The 17,826-nt window shown below is 69.7% G+C and carries 14 protein-coding genes; 5 read left to right on the plus strand and 9 right to left on the minus strand.

What is annotated here, in order from left to right; genetic code table 11:
• Nucleotides 1–223 precede the first annotated feature (223 nt).
• From ABLE38_RS07950 to ABLE38_RS07960, 3 genes are read left to right on the plus strand one after another with little or no spacing between them, the layout of a single operon-like run.
• The gene (locus ABLE38_RS07950; protein WP_348973618.1) at nucleotides 224–1,720 is read left to right on the plus strand and encodes a DUF6504 family protein; all 1,497 of its coding nucleotides are present in this window, start codon (nucleotides 224–226) and stop codon (nucleotides 1,718–1,720) included.
• Entirely contained in the window at nucleotides 1,717–5,058 is a 3,342-nt protein-coding gene (locus tag ABLE38_RS07955) for an error-prone DNA polymerase (protein WP_348973619.1), read from the plus strand. Before ABLE38_RS07950 ends, ABLE38_RS07955 begins: the two co-directional genes overlap by 4 nt.
• Nucleotides 5,058–5,591, plus strand: a complete 534-nt coding sequence (locus tag ABLE38_RS07960) for a 2'-5' RNA ligase family protein (RefSeq protein WP_348973620.1) — start codon at nucleotides 5,058–5,060, stop codon at nucleotides 5,589–5,591. The genes ABLE38_RS07955 and ABLE38_RS07960 overlap by 1 nt, the downstream gene beginning before the upstream one ends.
• A gap of 153 nt (nucleotides 5,592–5,744) precedes the next feature.
• Here the strand turns inward: ABLE38_RS07960 and ABLE38_RS07965 are convergent, their stop codons facing one another.
• Together ABLE38_RS07965 and ABLE38_RS07970 are read right to left on the minus strand one after the other, a co-directional pair.
• Nucleotides 5,745–6,317: a methylated-DNA--[protein]-cysteine S-methyltransferase gene (locus tag ABLE38_RS07965; protein WP_348973621.1), complete on the minus strand. Its 573-nt coding sequence runs from the start codon at nucleotides 6,315–6,317 to the stop codon at nucleotides 5,745–5,747.
• Nucleotides 6,318–6,465: 148 nt separating this feature from the next.
• Nucleotides 6,466–7,470: a fumarylacetoacetate hydrolase family protein gene (locus tag ABLE38_RS07970; RefSeq protein WP_348973622.1), complete on the minus strand. Its 1,005-nt coding sequence runs from the start codon at nucleotides 7,468–7,470 to the stop codon at nucleotides 6,466–6,468.
• Nucleotides 7,471–7,566: 96 nt separating this feature from the next.
• Here ABLE38_RS07970 and ABLE38_RS07975 point away from each other — a divergent pair, with 96 nt between their 5' ends.
• Complete coding sequence (locus ABLE38_RS07975) at nucleotides 7,567–10,932, plus strand: PAS domain-containing protein (protein ID WP_348973623.1); 3,366 nt, start codon at nucleotides 7,567–7,569, stop codon at nucleotides 10,930–10,932.
• 136 nt (nucleotides 10,933–11,068) lie between these two features.
• Complete coding sequence (locus ABLE38_RS07980) at nucleotides 11,069–12,358, plus strand: adenylosuccinate synthase (protein WP_348973624.1); 1,290 nt, start codon at nucleotides 11,069–11,071, stop codon at nucleotides 12,356–12,358.
• Between the two features lie 67 nt (nucleotides 12,359–12,425).
• Here the strand turns inward: ABLE38_RS07980 and ABLE38_RS07985 are convergent, their stop codons facing one another.
• The 7 genes from ABLE38_RS07985 to ABLE38_RS08015 form a co-directional block, all read right to left on the minus strand.
• Nucleotides 12,426–12,680, minus strand: coding sequence for a hypothetical protein (locus ABLE38_RS07985; RefSeq protein ID WP_348973625.1), 255 nt, complete (start codon nucleotides 12,678–12,680; stop codon nucleotides 12,426–12,428).
• 204 nt (nucleotides 12,681–12,884) lie between these two features.
• Nucleotides 12,885–13,397: a hypothetical protein gene (locus ABLE38_RS07990; protein WP_348973626.1), complete on the minus strand. Its 513-nt coding sequence runs from the start codon at nucleotides 13,395–13,397 to the stop codon at nucleotides 12,885–12,887.
• 70 nt (nucleotides 13,398–13,467) lie between these two features.
• The gene (gene aroC, locus ABLE38_RS07995; RefSeq protein WP_348973627.1) at nucleotides 13,468–14,553 is read right to left on the minus strand and encodes a chorismate synthase; all 1,086 of its coding nucleotides are present in this window, start codon (nucleotides 14,551–14,553) and stop codon (nucleotides 13,468–13,470) included.
• Nucleotides 14,550–15,077, minus strand: a complete 528-nt coding sequence (locus ABLE38_RS08000) for an N-acetyltransferase (protein ID WP_348973628.1) — start codon at nucleotides 15,075–15,077, stop codon at nucleotides 14,550–14,552. Before ABLE38_RS08000 ends, aroC begins: the two co-directional genes overlap by 4 nt.
• A complete protein-coding gene (fabI, locus tag ABLE38_RS08005) occupies nucleotides 15,077–15,880 on the minus strand; it encodes an enoyl-ACP reductase FabI (RefSeq protein WP_348973629.1) in 804 nt (267 codons plus the stop codon). The genes ABLE38_RS08000 and fabI overlap by 1 nt, the downstream gene beginning before the upstream one ends.
• Entirely contained in the window at nucleotides 15,877–16,827 is a 951-nt protein-coding gene (locus tag ABLE38_RS08010; RefSeq protein WP_348973630.1) for a YihY/virulence factor BrkB family protein, read from the minus strand. The genes fabI and ABLE38_RS08010 overlap by 4 nt, the downstream gene beginning before the upstream one ends.
• A gap of 6 nt (nucleotides 16,828–16,833) precedes the next feature.
• The gene (locus tag ABLE38_RS08015) at nucleotides 16,834–17,775 is read right to left on the minus strand and encodes a DnaJ C-terminal domain-containing protein (RefSeq protein WP_348973631.1); all 942 of its coding nucleotides are present in this window, start codon (nucleotides 17,773–17,775) and stop codon (nucleotides 16,834–16,836) included.
• Nucleotides 17,776–17,826: the final 51 nt, after the last annotated feature.

Consider the following 17,826-nt stretch of genomic DNA (forward strand, 5'->3'; position numbering starts at 1 on the left):
TGAAGTGGGACGCCGGGACGAGGCGGCAGCGGCGAATCCGTTTCGCCCGCTGCGGCCGGATGACGGCGGCGCGCCCGTAAAATTCCTCCCCGGAACGGGGAGGGGGACCGCCGGCGAAGCCGGTGGTGGAGGGGGCCCGCGCGCCTCAAACTCTACCGCTGGTGGAAAGCGGGGGCCCCTCCACCGTCCTTTGGACGGTCCCCCTCCCCGTTCCGGGGAGGAATTGGGCGCCCCCCTCGTCACATCGCTCCGCAACGGCAGCCGGATCGAGATCGCCGCCGCCTGCCCGGCCGCGCAGGCGCTGGGACTCAAACCCGGCATGGCGGTGACCCAGGCGCGCGCGCAGGTGCCGGGGCTCGATATCCGGCCGGCCGATCCCGCGGGGGACCTGGCCTCGCTCAAGCGCCTCGCCATCCTCGCGGCGCGGCGCTGGTCGCCGGTGGTCGCGGTCTGCGGCGAGGACGGGCTGTTCCTCGACCTCTCCGGCACCGCGCACCTGTTCGGCGGCGAGGCGGCGATGGCGCGGCGCATCGTCCGCCTGCTGGCGCGCGCCGGCTTCACTGCGCGGATCGCGATCGCCGATACGCCGGGCGCGGCCTGGGCGCTGGCGCGGTTCCGGGGAAGCTGCATCTGCCCGCCAGGCGAGCAGGCGCGCGCTCTTGCCGAGCTGCCCACCCCGGCGCTGCGCATCGACGAGGCGGCGGCCGAGCTGCTCAAGCGGCTCGGCATCGACCGAGTCGGCCAGCTCTCCGCCTTGCCTCGCGCGCCGCTCGTCCGCCGCTTCGGCAGCGCCACGGTGCTGCGGCTCGACCAGGCGCTCGGCCGCATGCCCGAACCGCTCGATCCCGTCATCCCGCCCGAGAGCATCGCCGTGCAGCAGCGCTTCGCCGAGCCGATCGCCACCGCCGAGGCGATCGAGCATTGGCTGGGCACGCTGGTCCCTCGCCTCGCCGCCGCGCTCGAAGCCGAGGGGCTGGGCGTGCAGGCGCTCGAATGCGTCGCCGATCGGATCGACGGAGTGCCGCAGCGCATCCGCATCGGCCTCGCCCGGCCCAACCGCGATCCCGCGCACCTGCTCCGCCTGCTCAAGCGGCGGATCGAGGATGTCGCGCCGGGATACGGTATCGACGCGATCACCCTGCATGTCCGCCGCGCCGGGCTGCTCGGGCCCGAGCCGGTGGTCGAACGGCTCGACGAGGAGGCCGCGCCCGATATCGCCACCCTGGTCGACACGCTGGCGACGCGGATCGGGCAGCGGCGGATGTGGCGGATGCGGCCGGTGGAAAGCGACGTGCCCGAGCGTTCGCAAGCGCGGATGGCGGTGCTCGATCCGCCCGCGCGCGGCATCCTGCGCCCCAGGGTCGACGATGTCCGCCAGCTCGATCGCCTGCCCGATCTCCATCCCTGGCATCCCGGCTGGCCCAAGCCGGCGCGGCTGCTCGCCCGGCCCGAACGGCTCGACCATGTCATGGCCGAGCTGCCCGACCATGCCCCGCGCCGCTTCACCTGGCGCGGCACCGCCCACCGCGTGATCCATGCCGACGGGCCCGAGCGCATCCAGGGCGAATGGTGGAAGCGCGGCGCCGAGCGGATGAGCGTGCGCGACTATTTCCGCGTCGAGGACGAGGCGGGGCGGCGCTACTGGCTGTTCCGCTCGGGCGATGGCGAGCGCGCCGTGACCGGGGACCTCAGCTGGTATCTCCACGGGGTGTTCGGATGACCTATGCCGAGCTCCAGGTGACGACGCATTTCTCGTTCCTGCGCGGGGCTTCCTCGCCCGAGGAGCTGTTCCGCCAGGCCGCGCTGCTGGGCTTGCCCGCGCTCGGCATCGTCGACCGCAATTCGGTGGGCGGGGTGGTGCGCGCGCTGGTCGCCGCCGAGCAGTTCAGCCAGCTCGGCATCCCGATCAAGATGATCGCCGGCTGCCGGCTCGACCTGGTCGATGGCAGCTCGGTGCTGGTCTGGCCCGAGGATACCGCCGCCTGGTCGCGGCTCACCCGGCTGCTCACGCTCGGCAAGGCGCGGGCGGATGCGCAACGCGGCGAGAAGGGCCAGTGCTTCCTCCATTGGGAGGATGTTGCCGGTGCCGCCGAGGGGCTGGTCGGCGCGCTGGTGCCCGGGCTCGCCGATACCGGCGACCCCCTGGCGCTGCGCTGGATGGCGGACGTGTTCGGCGCGCGCGGGCATCTCTGCCTGACCCAGCATCGCCGGCCGGGCGACGCGCTGCGAATCCACGCACTCAACCTGGCGGCCGAGCGCTTCGGGCTGACGGCGCTGGCGACCGGCGACGTGCTCTACGACACGCCCGACCGGCGCATGCTGCAGGACGTCGTGACGGCGATCCGCGAGTGCTGCACGATCGACGGGCTCGGTTTCCGCCGCGAGCGCAGTGCCGATCGGCACCTGAAGTCGCCCGAGGAGATGGCGCGGCGCTTCCGCGACTATCCGCAAGCCCTTGCCGCGTCGCAAGCGATCGCCGAGCGCTGCACCTTCTCGCTGCGCGACCTCAAGCACCAATATCCCGAGGAGGAGGTCATCCATGGCCGCAGTGCGCAGGAAGCGCTCGCCGCGCTCGCCTGGAACGGGCTCAAGCAGCGCTTCGGCGGCAAGCCGAGCCAGGCGCATCAGGACCTGCTCACCCATGAGCTCGGGCTCGTCGCGCAGATGGAGTACGCGCCCTATTTCCTGACGGTCAATTCGATCGTCCAGTTCGCGCTCAGCCAGCACATCCTCTGCCAGGGGCGCGGCAGCGCCGCCAATTCGGTGATCTGCTTCGCGCTCGGCATCACCTCGATCGATCCGATCAAGCACCAGCTGCTGTTCGAGCGCTTCATCTCGACCGAGCGCAAGGAGCCGCCCGACATCGACGTCGATTTCGAGCATGAGCGGCGCGAGGAAGTGATCCAGTGGATCTATGAGAATTACGGCCAGGACCATGCCGCGCTGACCGCAGTGGTCAGCCGCTTCCGCTCGCGCGGCGCGCTGCGCGAGGTGGGCAAGGCGATGGGCCTGCCCGAGGACATGACCGCGGCGCTGTCCTCGCAGGTCTGGGGCTGGTCGAACGACGTCGACGACAAGCATGCCGATGCGCTCAACCTCGATCGCAGCGATCCGCGCCTGGCGCTGACGCTCGAGCTGGCGCGCCAGCTGATCGGCACGCCGCGCCACCTCTCGCAGCATCCCGGCGGCTTCGTGCTGACCCGCGACAAGCTGCACGACCTGATCCCGGTCGAGCCCGCGGCGATGGTCGATCGCCGGGTGATCGAATGGGAGAAGCTCGACATCGAGGAGCTCGGTTTCATGAAGGTCGACATTCTCGGCCTCGGCATGCTCGGCTGCATGCGGCGCACCTTCGACCTGCTCAGTGCGCACAAGGCGACGCACCTGACGCTCGCCTCCCCGCTGATGCAGGAGGAGGACGGCCCGACCTTCGAGATGATCCAGCAGGCGGACACGCTCGGCGTGTTCCAGATCGAGAGCCGCGCGCAGATGTCGATGCTGCCGCGGATGAAGCCGGTGAATTTCTACGACATCGCGATCCAGGTCGCGATCGTCCGGCCGGGGCCGATCCAGGGCAACATGGTCCACCCCTATCTCAAGCGGCGGCAAAATCCGGAGCTGGTCGACTATCCTTCGCCGGCATTGAAGGAGGTGCTGCTCAAGACGCTGGGCGTGCCGCTGTTCCAGGAACAGGCGATGCAGGTGGCGATCATCGGCGCCGGCTTCACTCCGAGCGAAGCGGACCGTCTGCGCCGCGCGATGGCGACGTTCAAGTCGAGCGGCGACATCGGCGAGTTCGGCCCCAAACTGATCAGTGGCATGCTCGAACGCGGCATCAGCCAGGAATTCGCCGAGCGGCTGGTCGAGCAGATCCGCGGCTTCAGCAATTACGGCTTCCCGGAGAGCCACGCCGCCAGCTTCGCCAAGATCGCCTATGCCTCGAGCTGGATGAAATGCCATCATCCCGACGTGTTCTGCTGCGCGCTGCTCAATGCGCAGCCGATGGGCTTCTATGCGCCGGCGCAGCTGATCCGCGATGCGCGCAGCCACGGCGTCGAGGCGCGGCCGGTGTGCATCAACGACAGCGACTGGGACACGCGGATGGTGCCCGAAGGCGCGAACCCGCGCCCGCGCGACGCGAAGTTCTGCGGCACCGACGAGGACTGGACGAGCATGCAGCCGATCCGGCTGGGCATGCGGATCGTCCAGGGGCTTTCCGAAGCAGATGCGATCGAAATCCTGAAGGCGCGCCGGCAAGCCCCCTTCACCTCGCTCGAAGATGTGTGGCGCCGATCCCGCGTGAAGCCCGCCGCGCTCGAACGGCTCGCGCGGGCGGACGCGTTCCAGGCGCTCGGGCTCAATCGGCGCCAGGCGCTCTGGGCGATCAAGGGGCTCGGCCAGGCGCCGCTCGACCTGTTCGCCGCCGCCGATGCCCGCGAGGGCGCCACCGTGGCGGAGGCGATCGAGCCCGACGTGGCGCTGCTGCCGCTCAGCGCGGGCCGCGAAGTGGTGGAGGATTACCGCTCCACCCAGCTGTCGCTGCGTGCGCATCCGCTGGTCTTCCTGCGCGACCGGCTGGCGGCGCGGCGGATCGCGAAATGCGCGGACCTGCTGGGCATGAAGGACGGCCAGCGCGTGGAGGTCGCCGGGCTGATCCTTGTGCGCCAGCGGCCGGGCAGCGCCAATGGCGTGGTGTTCGTCACGCTGGAGGACGAGACCGGCATCGCCAATGCCGTGCTCTGGGCCGACCGGTTCGAGGAGAATCGCCGCACGGTGATGTCGGCGACGATGCTGGCGATCCGCGGCAAGGTGCAGCGCGAGGGGATCGTGATCCACCTCGTGGCGGAGCAGATCACCGATCTCACCCCCTGGCTGCGCGAAGTCGGCGAGCTCGACCTGCCGCGCATGACCATGCCCGGCGACGGCGCGACGCATGGCGGCGAGATCGATCCGCGCGAGCGCCTCCAGCCCCGCCAGCGCGCGCTCGAAAGCTGGCCGCCGCGCCGCAGCCTCAAGGCGCCGGATCTTATTCCGGTGCGATCCAGGGACTTTCACTGATGCCGAAGAACCGCCTCTTCTATGCGCTGCGCCCCTCGCCGCTCGCCCGCAATCTGATCGGGGTGCAGCGCGACCAGCTCGGGCTGGCCGAAAGCGTGGTCGAGAACGACCGGCTGCACATCACGCTCGGCATCACCGAGGATTTCGCCCGCCAGCCCTATGCGGAGATGCAACGGCTGATCGAGATCGGCGCGCAAGTCTCGGCAGCGCCGGTGCCGGTGCGGCTCGACCGGGTATCGGGCAGCAACGAGACGATCGCGCTTCGGCCCAGCCGCAAGATCGATGCGCTGGCAGAGCTGGGGCGCAAGCTGCAGGACGCGCTGTCGCGCGCCGGCCTGTTGCGCGGCGGCTGGGATTTCCACCCGCACGTCACGCTGCTCTACCGCAAGGGCCGGCCTTTCACGCGGACGATCGAACCTATCGGCTGGGATGCGACCGATTTCGTGCTGATCCGCTCCGTGCTCGGCGAACACCGGCATATCGAACTGGGCCGCTGGCCGCTGGTCGACAGCCAGGGCGGATTTGGGTTCTAGGGCGCATCACAACTTGATGCTCCCCGGCGAAAGCCGGGGCCCAGTTGCAATGTCGTTCGAGAGGCTTTCTGACCTCACCTGGCGCGCCGAGACTGGGCCCCGGCTTTCGCCGGGGAACAACAAGCGCCAGGAGCGCGGGATTGCAGCTACCCCCTAGAACCCCAGCCCGAGCTGTGGCAGCTCGCGCGTGACGACGCCGTCCCGCACCTCGACGCCCTCGATCCCGAGCATCTGCGCCTTGGAGTGCGAGCCGCCGGGCGCCGAGAAGCCGCCGATCCGCCCGTTCGCCGCGGTCACCCGGTGGCACGGGATGATCAGCGGCACCGGATTGGCCGCCATCGCCTGGCCGACATCGCGGGCGAATTCGGGACCCGCCTCGAGCAATTTGGCGATCGCGCCATAGGTCGCCGTCTCGCCCCAGCCGAGCTGGCGGACCGCGGCATAGACGCGATCGAAGAAGGGCTGCTGCGCGCCCAGATCGACGGGCACGTTCGCGAAGTCGACGCGCTCCCCGGCGAAATAGCGCAGCGCATCCTCGATCACCGCCTGCACCGCGGCGGGCGGAGTCGCTGGCCGCGCATCCGGCAGCCGGCGAAGCAGCGCCCGCTCCGCCTCGTGCGCATTGCCCGCCGGCAGCCGGAAGCTGTTGATGCCCTTCGCATTCCAGCCGATCGCGGCGAAGCCCGCCACGGTCTCGAACACGGTGTAGAAGTTTTCGCCGGTCATGATGCTGAAGATCGGGTCGACGAGGTTCGTAGGCAAGCTATTCCTGCCGCTGTTCCCCGGCGAAAGCCGGGGCCCAGGGCAGCGAAGCGACACGGCAGAGAAACCCTGTTCCCCGGCCTTCGCCGGGGAACCAGAAGTAGGAGGAAGCTCAGCCGCCCACCGTCTGCTCGATCACACCGAAGATCGGGTGGTGCTTGTCGTCCTCGGCCCAGATGCGCACCGTGTCGCCCGCCTTGAGGAAGGGCGTCTCGGGCTTGCCGCCGCGGATCGTCTCGATCGTGCGGATCTCGGCGAGGCAGGAATAGCCGACGCCGCCTTCGCTCACCGGCTTGCCCGGGCCGCCGTCCTCGCCGCGGTTCGAGACGGTGCCCGAGCCGATGATCGTGCCGGCGCCGAGCGCGCGCGTCCTGGCGGCATGCGCGACCAGCGTGCCGAAATCGAAGGTCATGTCGACGCCCGCATCCGCCCGGCCGAACGGCTTGCCGTTCACATCGACCATCAGCTTGCGGTGGAGCTTGCCCTCCTGCCACCAGTCGCCCAGCGCATCGGGGGTGACGAACACCGGCGAGAAGGCGCTGGCCGGCTTGGACTGGAAGAAGCCGAAGCCCTTGGCGAGCTCGCCGGGAATCAGGTTGCGCAGGCTGACGTCGTTGGTGAGGCCGACCAGGCGGATCGCGGCGAGCGCTTCCTCGCGGCTGGCGCCGAGCGGCACGTCGCCGGTGACGACGACCACTTCGCCCTCCAGGTCGCAGCCCCAGCTCTCGTCGGCGAGCGGGATCGGATCGCGCGGCCCCAGGAAGCCGTCGCTGCCGCCCTGGTACATCAGCGGATCGTGCCAGAAGCTGTCGGGCATCTCGGCACTGCGCGCCTGCCGCACCAGCGCGACATGGTTCACATAGGCCGAGCCGTCCGCCCATTGATAGGCGCGCGGCAACGGCGCGGCGGCGAAGCGCTCGTGGAAGCGCTCGCGCGGGATCACCTCGTGATCGAGATCGGTGGCGAGGTTGCGCAGGTCCGCCTCGACCTGCTCCCAATTGTCGAGCGCGGCCTGCAGCGTCGGCGCGATCATGCCCGCGCTGGCATACCAGGCCAGGTCGGTGGAAACGACGACCAGTTTGCCGTCACGGCCGCTCTTCAGGCTTGCGAGCTTCATCTGTCTCTCCTTTTGCCCGAGCATAGCCGCCCGGGCGGCCAAGTCGAGGCGACTCGTCTTGTTGACTCAGCCGCTTGGCGCCCGCATCGCTTCCCCATGGGGGTCGCGCTGCGCTTTCTGGATCACGAAGGCGAGATGGCGGCGCGCATCCGCGGTTTCGACTGGGCGACGCATCCGCTCGGCGCGCCGCAGCACTGGCCCGATCCGCTCAAGTTCGCGCTCGACATGGCGCTCGCCTCCAGCTTCCCGTCCGCGATCTACTGGGGGCCGGACCTCCACCTGCTCTACAACGACGCCTGGGCGCCGATCCCCGCCGAGCGGCATCCCTGGGCGCTGGGGCGGCCTGCGCGCGAGGTATGGGCGGACATCTGGGCGATCGTCGCGCCGCAGATGGAGCAGGTGATCGCCAGCGGGCGCGGCTTCGCGATCTACGACCAGCTGCTCGCGATGGAACGCGGCGGGCGACCGCAGGAAACCTGGTGGAACTACAGCTTCACGCCGATCCGCGATGCGGACGGCGAGGTGCGCGGCCTGCTCAACCAGGGCAACGAGACGACGCGCTTCGTGCTCGCCGAGCGCGCGCGCCTGGCCGAAGTGGCGCGGCTGCGCGACCTGTTCGAGCAGGCGCCGGGCGCCGTCGCGCTGCTGCGCGGGCCGGAGCACCGCTTCGAATTCGCCAATTCGGGCTATGTCGCGCTGGTCGGCGGGCGCATGGTGCTGGGGCGCACGGTGGCGGAGGCGCTTCCCGAGGTGGTCGAGCAAGGTTTCGTCGACCTGCTCGACAGCGTCTATGCCGGTGGCGAACCCTTCCGCGCGGACGGCGTGCCGGTGCTGCTCCAGCGCCAGCCCGGTGCCGCACCCGAGACGCGCTTCCTCGATTTCGTCTACCAGCCGATCAAGGACGGCAACGGCAACACCACCGACATCTTCGTCGCCGCCAACGACGTGACCGAGCGCGCCGCGGCCGAGGAAGCGCTGCGCCAGAGCGAGGAGCGCCTGCAGCTCGCGCTCAACGCATCGGTGGGCGTCGGCACCTGGGTGTGGGACGTGCCGGCCGACCTGGTCACCGCCGACGAACGCTTCCTGCGCCTCTACGGCGTCGACGAGGCGCTGGCCGGGCAGGGCAAGCCGATCGGCGAATTCTTCGTCAACGTGCATCCCGAGGACCGGCCGCGGCTCGAGGCGAGCATCGCGCGGACGCTCGGCGAGCAGGCGCCGTTCAACGAGGAATATCGCCTGCTCCAGCCCAACGGCAGCGTCCGCTGGGTGAGCGCGCAGGGCCGGGCGATCTTCGACGACGAAGGCAGCCCGCTGCGCTTCCCCGGCGTCGCCTTCGACATCACCGAGCGCAAGCGCGCCGAGGACGCGGCGCGCGCCGCCGCCGACGATCTGCGCGCCGCCAACGACGCGCAGGCGTTTCTCGGCGCGCTCGCCGATCAGCAGCGCGCGCTCGATTCGGCCGATGCGGTGCTGCATTTCACCGCCGCCGCGCTCGGCGAGCAGCTCGGGCTCGACCGGGTGAATTTCTACCGCGTCCAAGGCGACGAGGTGCATTTCGGGCCGCACTGGAACAGTGGCCGGCTCGCGCCGATCGAAGGCGCGCTCAGTGTCGCGCAGCTGGGCGACAATGCCCGCAACTACCGGATCGGCCGCACCGTGATACTGTCCGACATGGCGACCGACGCGCCGGGCCTCGCCCATCTCGCCGGCGCCGGGGTGGGCGTGCCGCTGCTGCGCGCCGGGCAATGGGTGGCGGTTCTGTCGATCAGCACGGCAGGCCCGCGCGCCTGGTCGGCCGAGGAGGTCGCTTTCATCGAAGCGGTGGCGGAGACGACCTGGGACGCGGTGGAGCGGATCGAGGCCGTCGCGGCGCTGCGCGAGAGCGAGGCCAAGTTCCGCGCGATCGCCAATTCGATCGACCAGATGGTCTGGTCGACGCTGCCCAACGGCCATCACGATTATTACAACGACCGCTGGTACGAATATACCGGCGTCCCCCGGGGCAGCACCGACGGCGAGGGCTGGAACGGCGTGTTCCACCCCGAGGACCAGGAACGCGCGTGGAGCGTGTGGCGCCAGAGCCTGGAGAGCGGCGAGCATTACCGGATCGAATATCGGCTGCGCCACAATAGCGGGCAGTATCGCTGGGTGCTCGGCAGCGCCCAGCCGGTGCGCGACGAACGCGGCGCGATCACGCGCTGGTTCGGCACCTGCACCGACATCCAGGACATCGTCGATGCACGCGAAGTGCTCGCCCGCTCGCGCGAGGCGCTGGAAACCGCCGTCCAGGAGCGCACCGAACAGCTGACGGCAGCGGAGGATTTGCTGCGCCAGGCGCAGAAGATGGAGGCGGTCGGCCAGCTCACCGGCGGCATCGCGCATGATTTCAACAACATGCTCGCGGTGGTGATCGGCGCGCTCGACCTGCTCGAGCGGCGCGTGAAGCAGGGCAATCACGACCTCGACAAATATATTACCGCCGCGCGCGACGGCGCGACCCGCGCCGCCGCGCTCACCCAGCGGCTGCTCGCCTTCTCGCGCCAGCAACCGCTCGCCCCGGCGGCGATCGATGCCAATGCGATGGTGGGCGGCATGATCGAGCTGCTCGTCCGCACGCTCGGCGACGACGTGACGGTGGAGACCGTGCTGCCCGCCGGCCTGCGCCCGCTGCTCGCCGATCCCAACCAGCTCGAGAACGTCATCCTCAACCTCTCGGTCAATGCGCGTGACGCGATGCCCAAGGGCGGCAGGCTGGTGCTGACCACCGCCAATGCCCGGTTCGACGGCAGCGAAGCGGCGGGGCTGGACCTGGCGCCCGGCGACTATGTCGAGATCGCAGTGGCCGACACCGGCAGCGGCATGGCCCCCGAAGTCGCCGCGCGCGCCTTCGATCCGTTCTTCACGACCAAGGGCGTCGGCAAGGGCACCGGCCTGGGGCTGAGCCAGGTGTTCGGCTTCGTCCGCCAGTCGGGCGGCGCGGTGCGGATCGATACGGCGCCGGGCGCGGGCACCACCGTCCATCTCTATCTGCCGGTCCATGCCGGCGCTGCGCCCGCCGCGGCGCAGGAGCGCATGGCCGGACCGGCGCCGCGCGGCATCGGCGAGACGGTGCTCGTCGTCGAGGACGAGGAGCGCGTGCGCAGCTATTCGGTCGAGGCGCTGCGCGAGCTCGGCTACCAGGTGATCGCCGCGCGCGACGGGCCCGAGGCGCTGCGGCTGATCGAGCAAAAGCTGGACCATGGCGGCCAGCCGATCGCGCTGCTGTTCAGCGACGTGGTGATGCCCGAGATGACCGGCCGCGAGCTGGCGGAGCGCGCGCGCGCCAGGGTGCCTGGCCTCAAGGTGCTGCTGACCAGCGGCTATGCGCCCGAGACGGCGCGCGTCGCGGGCGAGACGATCCTCGCCAAGCCCTTCGACCTCGATCGGCTCGCGGTCGCCATCCGGGCGGCGCTCGACGCATAAAGGCTTGACCTTCGCGGCCCCAGGCGCCATTCGCGCCGCGGCTTCGGGCCCTGCCCCCAAGCCTCTGTACCGCCCAGCCGCCGAGCCCTGTCGAAGGGCGGCCTGGGTCCGCCCCGGCAGGCGGAGACGTGTATCCATGGCAAATGTAGCGGTTATCGGCGCCCAATGGGGTGACGAAGGCAAGGGCAAGATCGTCGACTGGCTCGCCGAGCGCGCCGACATGGTCGTGCGCTTCCAGGGCGGCCACAATGCCGGGCACACGCTGGTCGTCGGCGAGAATGTCTACAAGCTGTCGCTCCTCCCCTCGGGCATCGTCCGCGGCACCCCCTCGGTGATCGGCAATGGCGTGGTGCTCGATCCCTGGGCGCTCAAGGCCGAGATCGAGAAGCTGCGCGGCCAGGGCGTCGACGTGACGCCGGACACGCTGAGCATCGCCGATACCTGCCCGCTGATCCTGCCGCTGCACGGCGAGCTCGACGGCCTGCGCGAGGATGCCAGCGGCGCCGGCAAGATCGGCACCACGCGGCGCGGCATCGGCCCGGCCTATGAGGACAAGGTCGGCCGCCGCGCGATCCGGGTCTGCGACCTGGCGCATCTCGGCGAGCTCGAGCCGCAGCTCGACCGCCTGCTCGCGCATCACGACGCGCTGCGCGCCGGCTTCGGCGTCGGCCCGATCGACCGCGCCGCGCTGGTCGAGCAGCTGCGCGAGATCGCCGGCTTCGTCCTGCCCTTCGCCAAGCCGGTGTGGCGCGACCTCAACGCCGCGCGCGAGCGCGGCCGCCGCATCCTGTTCGAAGGCGCGCAGGGCGTGCTGCTCGACATCGATCACGGCACCTATCCGTTCGTCACTTCGTCCAACACGGTGGCGGGCACCGCCTCGGCGGGATCGGGCATCGGCCCGGCCGCAGTCGGCTTCGTGCTGGGCATCGCCAAGGCCTATACGACGCGCGTCGGATCGGGCCCCTTCCCGAGCGAGCAGGACAATGACGTGGGCGAGCGGCTCGGCACGCGCGGCCATGAGTTCGGCACCGTCACCGGGCGCAAGCGCCGCTGCGGCTGGCTCGATGCGGTGCTGCTGCGCCAGTCGGCCGCGGTCTCGGGCATCACCGGCATCGCACTGACCAAGCTCGACGTGCTCGACGGGTTCGACGAGATCAAGGTGTGCACCGGCTATCGCCTGCACGGCCGGGAGATCGACTATTATCCGGCCAACGCCGCCGACCAGGCCGCGATAGAGGCGATCTACGAGACGATGCCGGGCTGGCAGGAGACCACCGCCGGCGCGCGCAGCTGGGCCCAGCTGCCCGCTGCCGCGATCAAATATATCCGCCGGGTGGAAGAACTGATCCGCTGCCCGGTCACGCTGGTATCGACCAGCCCCGAGCGCGAGGACACCATTCTGGTCCGCGATCCTTTCGCGGACTGATCTGCAAACAGAAGCGCGCTGCCCGTCCGGCCACGGAACCGGGCAGCGCGCTTCGTTTCAGACGCCCCTAGTGGGGCTTCTTCTTGCCCTTGCTGGCTTCGGCCTTGTCGGGCTCGGCCGTGGTCGGGTCCTGATTGGTGGTTGCCGGATCGGGGGCCGGCGCAGTGGTGGGGGTCGCATCCGGCTGCGGCGCCGGATCTGGGGACGGCGCGGGCGCCGGTGCCGTCGTGGTCGTCGACGGATCAGTCGGCGTGGTGGTCTGGGCGAAGGCCGCGGGAGCGGCCAGCAGCGCCGCGGCGCCGATCAGGGTTTTCAGCAACATACAGGGCAATCCTCCTTCGGTTTTTGCCGAGGACCCTTCGAGACCCCGCACATGTCTGGCCTGTTTCCAGCGATTTCGGCCAGCCCTGCCCTGCGCACGGCTGGGCAATGAGGCGAGCCGCCAAGGGGACGGGCCGAAATCGCTTGGACATGAAAGAGCGGCCGCACCGGGTGGGAACGGCCGCCCTCCTTCCAGGTCCGTCGGTCAGCGCGGCTGGGTATTGCTGCTTGTGCCGGCGCTGACGCCCGCGCTGGCGCCATTGCGGCTCGCGCCCACCCAGACGCCGGCATTGCTGCTGGTACCAGCGCTGCGGCGCGGGGTGTTCGCGGACCCGCCCGCGGCGGCATTGCCGCTCAGGCCGACATTCGGGTTGGACGCGGAATCGACCGTGCTTGTCGCGCGGTCACGCGTGCGATCGGCGGTGTCGACGGCGCGGTTCTTGGTGTCATAGGCCTTTTCGCGCGCCTTGTCGGTGGTGCGGCGCGTGGTGCGCTCGGCCCGGTCGGCGGTGTCGCGCGTCGTCGTGGTGGCGCGGTCCACCACATCGGTGCGCACGGTGCCGTCGAGATTGCCGCTCAGCATGCCGCCCGCAGTGCCCACCGGCGCGCCGACGCTGCCGCCCAGGCCGCCACCCGCCTGTCCGCCCAGCACTTGCGCCGAGGCCAGGGCCGGAACGAACAACGCGCCTGCCGCCGCGATCGAGAGAAGAATACGCATGACATCCACTCCTGCATTATTTTGCAGGAATAGAACGTGTTAAAAGACGCACTCGTTCCTTAAGCCGGGCTCAACCAACCTGCGCGCGGTGGAGCAGCTTCTGGTCGGCGAGCACGAGCGCGACCATCGCCTCGACCACCGGCACGCCGCGGATGCCGACGCACGGATCGTGGCGGCCCTTGGTCATGATCTCGGTCGCCTCGAAGTCCCCGTTTTCATTTGGCCGCGTCACCGTCTCCACCGGCGTGAGGATCGAGCTGGTCGGCTTGAACGCCACGCGCACGCGCACCGGCTGGCCGGTCGAGATGCCGCCCGCGATGCCGCCGGCATGGTTGGCGAGGAAATGGGGCTTGCCGTCCGGGCCCGGGCGCATTGCATCGGCATTCTCCTCGCCGCTGAGCGCCGCCGCCGCGAAGCCGTCGCCGATCTCGACGCCCTTCACGGCGTTGATCGACATGCACGCCGCGGCCAGCTCGCTGTCGAGCTTGGCGTAGAGCGGCGCCCCCCAACCTGGCGGCACCCCCGTCGCCTCGCAGGCAACGACCGCGCCCAAGGACGAGCCCGACTTGCGCGCGGCATCGACCAGCACTTCCCAGCGCTTGGCGGCCGCCGCATCGGGGCAGAAGAACGGGTTGTTGCCGATCTCGGCGGCGTCGAAATTGGCATAGTCGATCGCATCGCCGCCGATCGCCTCGACCCAGGCGAGGATCGTCACTTCGGGGATCACCAGCCGGGCGACGGCGCCCGCCGCCACGCGTGCCGCGGTCTCGCGCGCCGAGCTGCGCCCGCCGCCGCGATAGTCGCGGAAACCGTATTTCGCGTCATAGGCATAGTCGGCATGGCCGGGGCGATAGGCCTTGGCGACGTCCGAATAGTCCTTCGAGCGCTGGTCGACATTGTCGATGTGGAGCGCGATCGGGGTGCCCGTGCTGCGCCCCTCGAAAATGCCCGAGAGGATACGGACCTGGTCGGGCTCCTGGCGCTGGGTGGTGAAGCGCGACTGGCCCGGGCGGCGCTTGTCGAGGAAGGGCTGGATATCGTCTTCGGACAGGCGCAGCCCCGGCGGGCAGCCATCGACGACCGCGCCAAGCGCCGGGCCATGGCTCTCGCCCCAGGTGGTGAACCGGAAAACGCGTCCGAAGGTGTTGAAGCTCACTCTACCCCGCCCAGTTGTGCGAACGCCGGTGCATGCGTCGCGGCGCCGCGCATCCCGCACGGCATGGCGCCACCCTGAAGCGGCAGCGCCATCAGATACGCACCGGCATAGGGCGAGGCAAATCCGCTCGCCCATTCGGGCGCGAAGCCGAAGCGCGCATAATAACCCGGTTCGCCGAGCACGAAGCACAGCATCGCGCCGGCGGCGCCCAGCTGCGCGATCCCGGCCTGGACCAGCGCCTCGCCGACGCCCTGCTTGCGCCACGCCTTCTCCACCGCCAGCGGCGCGAGCGCTACGGCGGCGATCGCCTTGCCGGCGATCTCCACCTCCATCCGGCTGAACGCGATCATGCCGGCGAGCGCGCCGCTCTCCTCGTCGTCCGCGACCAGCGTCAGCACCATGTCGCCATCGATGCACAGCCGCTGGACCAGCCGCGCCTCGTCCTCCGCCGGAAAGGCACGGCGCAGCAGCGCGTCGATCGCCGCCACGTCCCCGCCGGTGGCGGGGCGGATCGCGATGGACATCAGACGAGCGAGATGTCGGGCGCGTCCTCGGCCTTCATGCCGATGACATTGTAGCCGGCATCGACATGGTGGATCTCGCCAGTCACGCCCGAGGCGAGATCGGAAAGCAGGTACATGCCCGCGCCGCCGACATCCTCGATCGTGACGTTGCGCTTCAAGGGCGAGTTGAGCTCGTTCCACTTGAGGATCAGGCGGAAGTCGCCGATGCCGCTGGCCGCCAGCGTCTTGATCGGGCCGGCCGAGATCGCGTTGACGCGGATGTTCTCGCGCCCGAGGTCGACGGCGAGATACTGGACGCTGGTCTCGAGCGCGGCCTTGGCGACGCCCATGACGTTGTAGTGCGGGATCACCTTCTCGGCGCCGTAATAGCTCAGCGTCAACAGGCTGCCGCCATCGGGCATCATCGCCCGGGCGCGCTGCGCCACCGCAACGAAGGAATAGACGCTGATGTTCATCGTCATCAGGAAATTGTCGAGGCTGGTGTCGACATAGCCGCCGCGCAGCTCGTTCTTGTCGGAAAAGCCGATCGCGTGGACGACGAAGTCGATCGTCGGCCAATGCTCGGCGAGCTCGGCAAAGGCGCGGTCGAGCGACGCCATGTCGGACACGTCGCATTCGATCAGCTTGCCCGCGCCGATCTGGTCGGCGAGCGGCCGCACGCGCTTGCCCAGCGCCTCGCCCTGGTAGCTGAACGCCATCTCGGCGCCCTGCTCGTGCAGCTGCTTGGCGATGCCCCACGCCAGCGAGCGATCATTTGCCAGGCCCATGATCAGCCCGCGCTTGCCCTGCATCAATCCGGTCACGACGGTGTATTCTCCTCTTGTCGCGCCTCCTCTAAACCCGTTTCCGGCGTTTCCGCCAGAGCCGCGTTCAACTCTGCGCCGATCACCATGCCCAGTCCGACGAAGAAGAAGAAGATCAGCGCGATCATCACGCCCGCCAGGCTGCCATAGGTGAGGTCGTAATTGCCGAGCGTGCCGAGGATCTTGGGCAGCAGCGCGGTGACCAGCAGCCACCAGATCGCGGTGAACAGCGCACCCGGCCATTTCGGGCATTTGCTCTTGCGGTATTTGCTCGGCGTCAGCGAGTAGAACAGCATGTAGAGCGCGCCGAACAGCGCGATCGCCGGCGCGATCTTGGTGAGCGAGACGATGCGCTGCGCTTCGGACGCCCAGGGGAAGATGTTGTAGAGGAACTGCTCGACGCCGGTCAGGATCACCTGGAAGCTGAACGCCGCCATCGTCAGCACCACCGAGGCGATGATCATCCCGATCGCACCGAGCCGGTAGCGCCAGAACGGCGTGCGCGACTGGACGCCATAGGCCTGGCGCAGGATGCCGCGCAGCGTCTCGATGAAGCCCGCCACGGTCCACAGCCCGACGATCGCGCCGAACCACAGCAGGTTGCCGGTCCGCGCCATCAGCACGTCCGACACCGGCTTGCGCAGCAGGTCGGCGACGTCGGGCGGCACGGTGTGGAGGAACGCCTCGAGCGTGTGGATCCCCTCGGAGCTGCGGCCGAACAGCTGCGCCACCGCGGCGGCGACGATGAAGAAGGGGAAGAGCGTGACCAGGCTCAGATAGGCCAGGTTGCCGGCATAGGTGAACCCATCCTGGAAGGTGCCGAGCACCACCCGCTTCGTCACCCGCCAGAATTTCGGGCCGAAGCCGATCCGGGCGAGCAGCCCGAGGATGCGGGACCCAAGCCCCGGCTTCGCTTCCGTAGCGGCTGCGTCTTCCCCTGTTGTCACAAAGCGTTAGACGCCCATGCGGCCACGCGGGTTCCCCTTGTCGTCCCAGCCCCGGGCAAACTCGATCAGCGCATCGTCATCGACCGGCAGCTCGACCATCAGCGTGACGAGCAGGTCGCCGCGCCCGGCGCCCTTCTTGTGGAAGCCGCGGCCCTTGAGGCGCAGCGTCTTGCCCGAAGAGGAGCCCTTGGGAACCTTGAGCATCACCGCGCCGTCCGGCGTCGGCACGCGCACTTCGGCGCCGAGCACCGCTTCGGAGAGCGTGACCGGCAGCTCGAGGCGGATATCGTCGCCCTGGCGCTCGTAGAAACGGTGCGGCTGCACCTCGATCGTCACGATCGCATCGCCGGCGCCGCCCGGCCCGTCCTCGCCCTTGCCGGCGAGCCGCATCTGGGTGCCGGTCTCGACGCCGGCGGGGAGCTTGAGGTCGATCGTCTTTCCGTCGCGCAGCGTGATGCGCTGGGTGGCGAGCCTGGCCGCGTCCTCGAAGCTGACCGCCAGACGATAGGGCACGTTCGCGCCCTTGGCTGCCTGGCGCCGGCCGAAATCGCCGAAGCCGCCGGCAAAGCCGCCGCCGCCGCGCCGCGCGCCGCCGAACAGCCCCTCGAAGATGTCGCCGAAGCCGCCGGGCTCGCCGCCGCCGAAATCGGCGCGGAAACCGCCCTGGCCGCCACCCATGCCGCCCATCCCGCCGGGGCTGAACCCGCCGAACGGATTGGTCGGGTTGCCGTCGCCGTCGATCTCGCCGCGATCGAAGCGGGCGCGCTTGTCCTTGTCGGTCAGCAGGTCATAGGCCGAGGTGACCTGGCTGAACTTCTCCGCCGCCTTGGGATTGTCCCGGTTGCGGTCCGGATGCAGCTCCTTGGCGAGCTTGCGATAGGCCTTCTTGATCTCGGCCTCGCTCGCGCCACGCGCCACGTTCAGTACGGAATACGGATCAGCTGCCACGCAATACCCCTTTGGACGCGCCGTATTTCGGCGTCTCTGGCGTGTAACGCA

It is taken from the genome of Sphingomonas sp. KR3-1, assembly GCF_040049295.1.
In the GTDB taxonomy this organism is placed as follows: Bacteria; Pseudomonadota; Alphaproteobacteria; order Sphingomonadales; family Sphingomonadaceae; genus Sphingomonas.

What these genes read in the sequence shown, in the direction of transcription:
- ABLE38_RS07955 (WP_348973619.1), top strand. Translation starts at nt 1,717, where the DNA reads ATGACCTATGCCGAGCTCCAGGTGACGACGCATTTCTCGTTCCTGCGC.
- ABLE38_RS07960 (WP_348973620.1), top strand. Translation starts at nt 5,058, where the DNA reads ATGCCGAAGAACCGCCTCTTCTATGCGCTGCGCCCCTCGCCGCTCGCC.
- ABLE38_RS07965 (WP_348973621.1), bottom strand. Translation starts at nt 6,317, where the DNA reads ATGACCGGCGAAAACTTCTACACCGTGTTCGAGACCGTGGCGGGCTTC.
- ABLE38_RS07970 (WP_348973622.1), bottom strand. Translation starts at nt 7,470, where the DNA reads ATGAAGCTCGCAAGCCTGAAGAGCGGCCGTGACGGCAAACTGGTCGTC.
- ABLE38_RS07975 (WP_348973623.1), top strand. Translation starts at nt 7,567, where the DNA reads ATGGGGGTCGCGCTGCGCTTTCTGGATCACGAAGGCGAGATGGCGGCG.
- ABLE38_RS07980 (WP_348973624.1), top strand. Translation starts at nt 11,069, where the DNA reads ATGGCAAATGTAGCGGTTATCGGCGCCCAATGGGGTGACGAAGGCAAG.
- ABLE38_RS07985 (WP_348973625.1), bottom strand. Translation starts at nt 12,680, where the DNA reads ATGTTGCTGAAAACCCTGATCGGCGCCGCGGCGCTGCTGGCCGCTCCC.
- ABLE38_RS07990 (WP_348973626.1), bottom strand. Translation starts at nt 13,397, where the DNA reads ATGCGTATTCTTCTCTCGATCGCGGCGGCAGGCGCGTTGTTCGTTCCG.
- ABLE38_RS08000 (WP_348973628.1), bottom strand. Translation starts at nt 15,077, where the DNA reads ATGTCCATCGCGATCCGCCCCGCCACCGGCGGGGACGTGGCGGCGATC.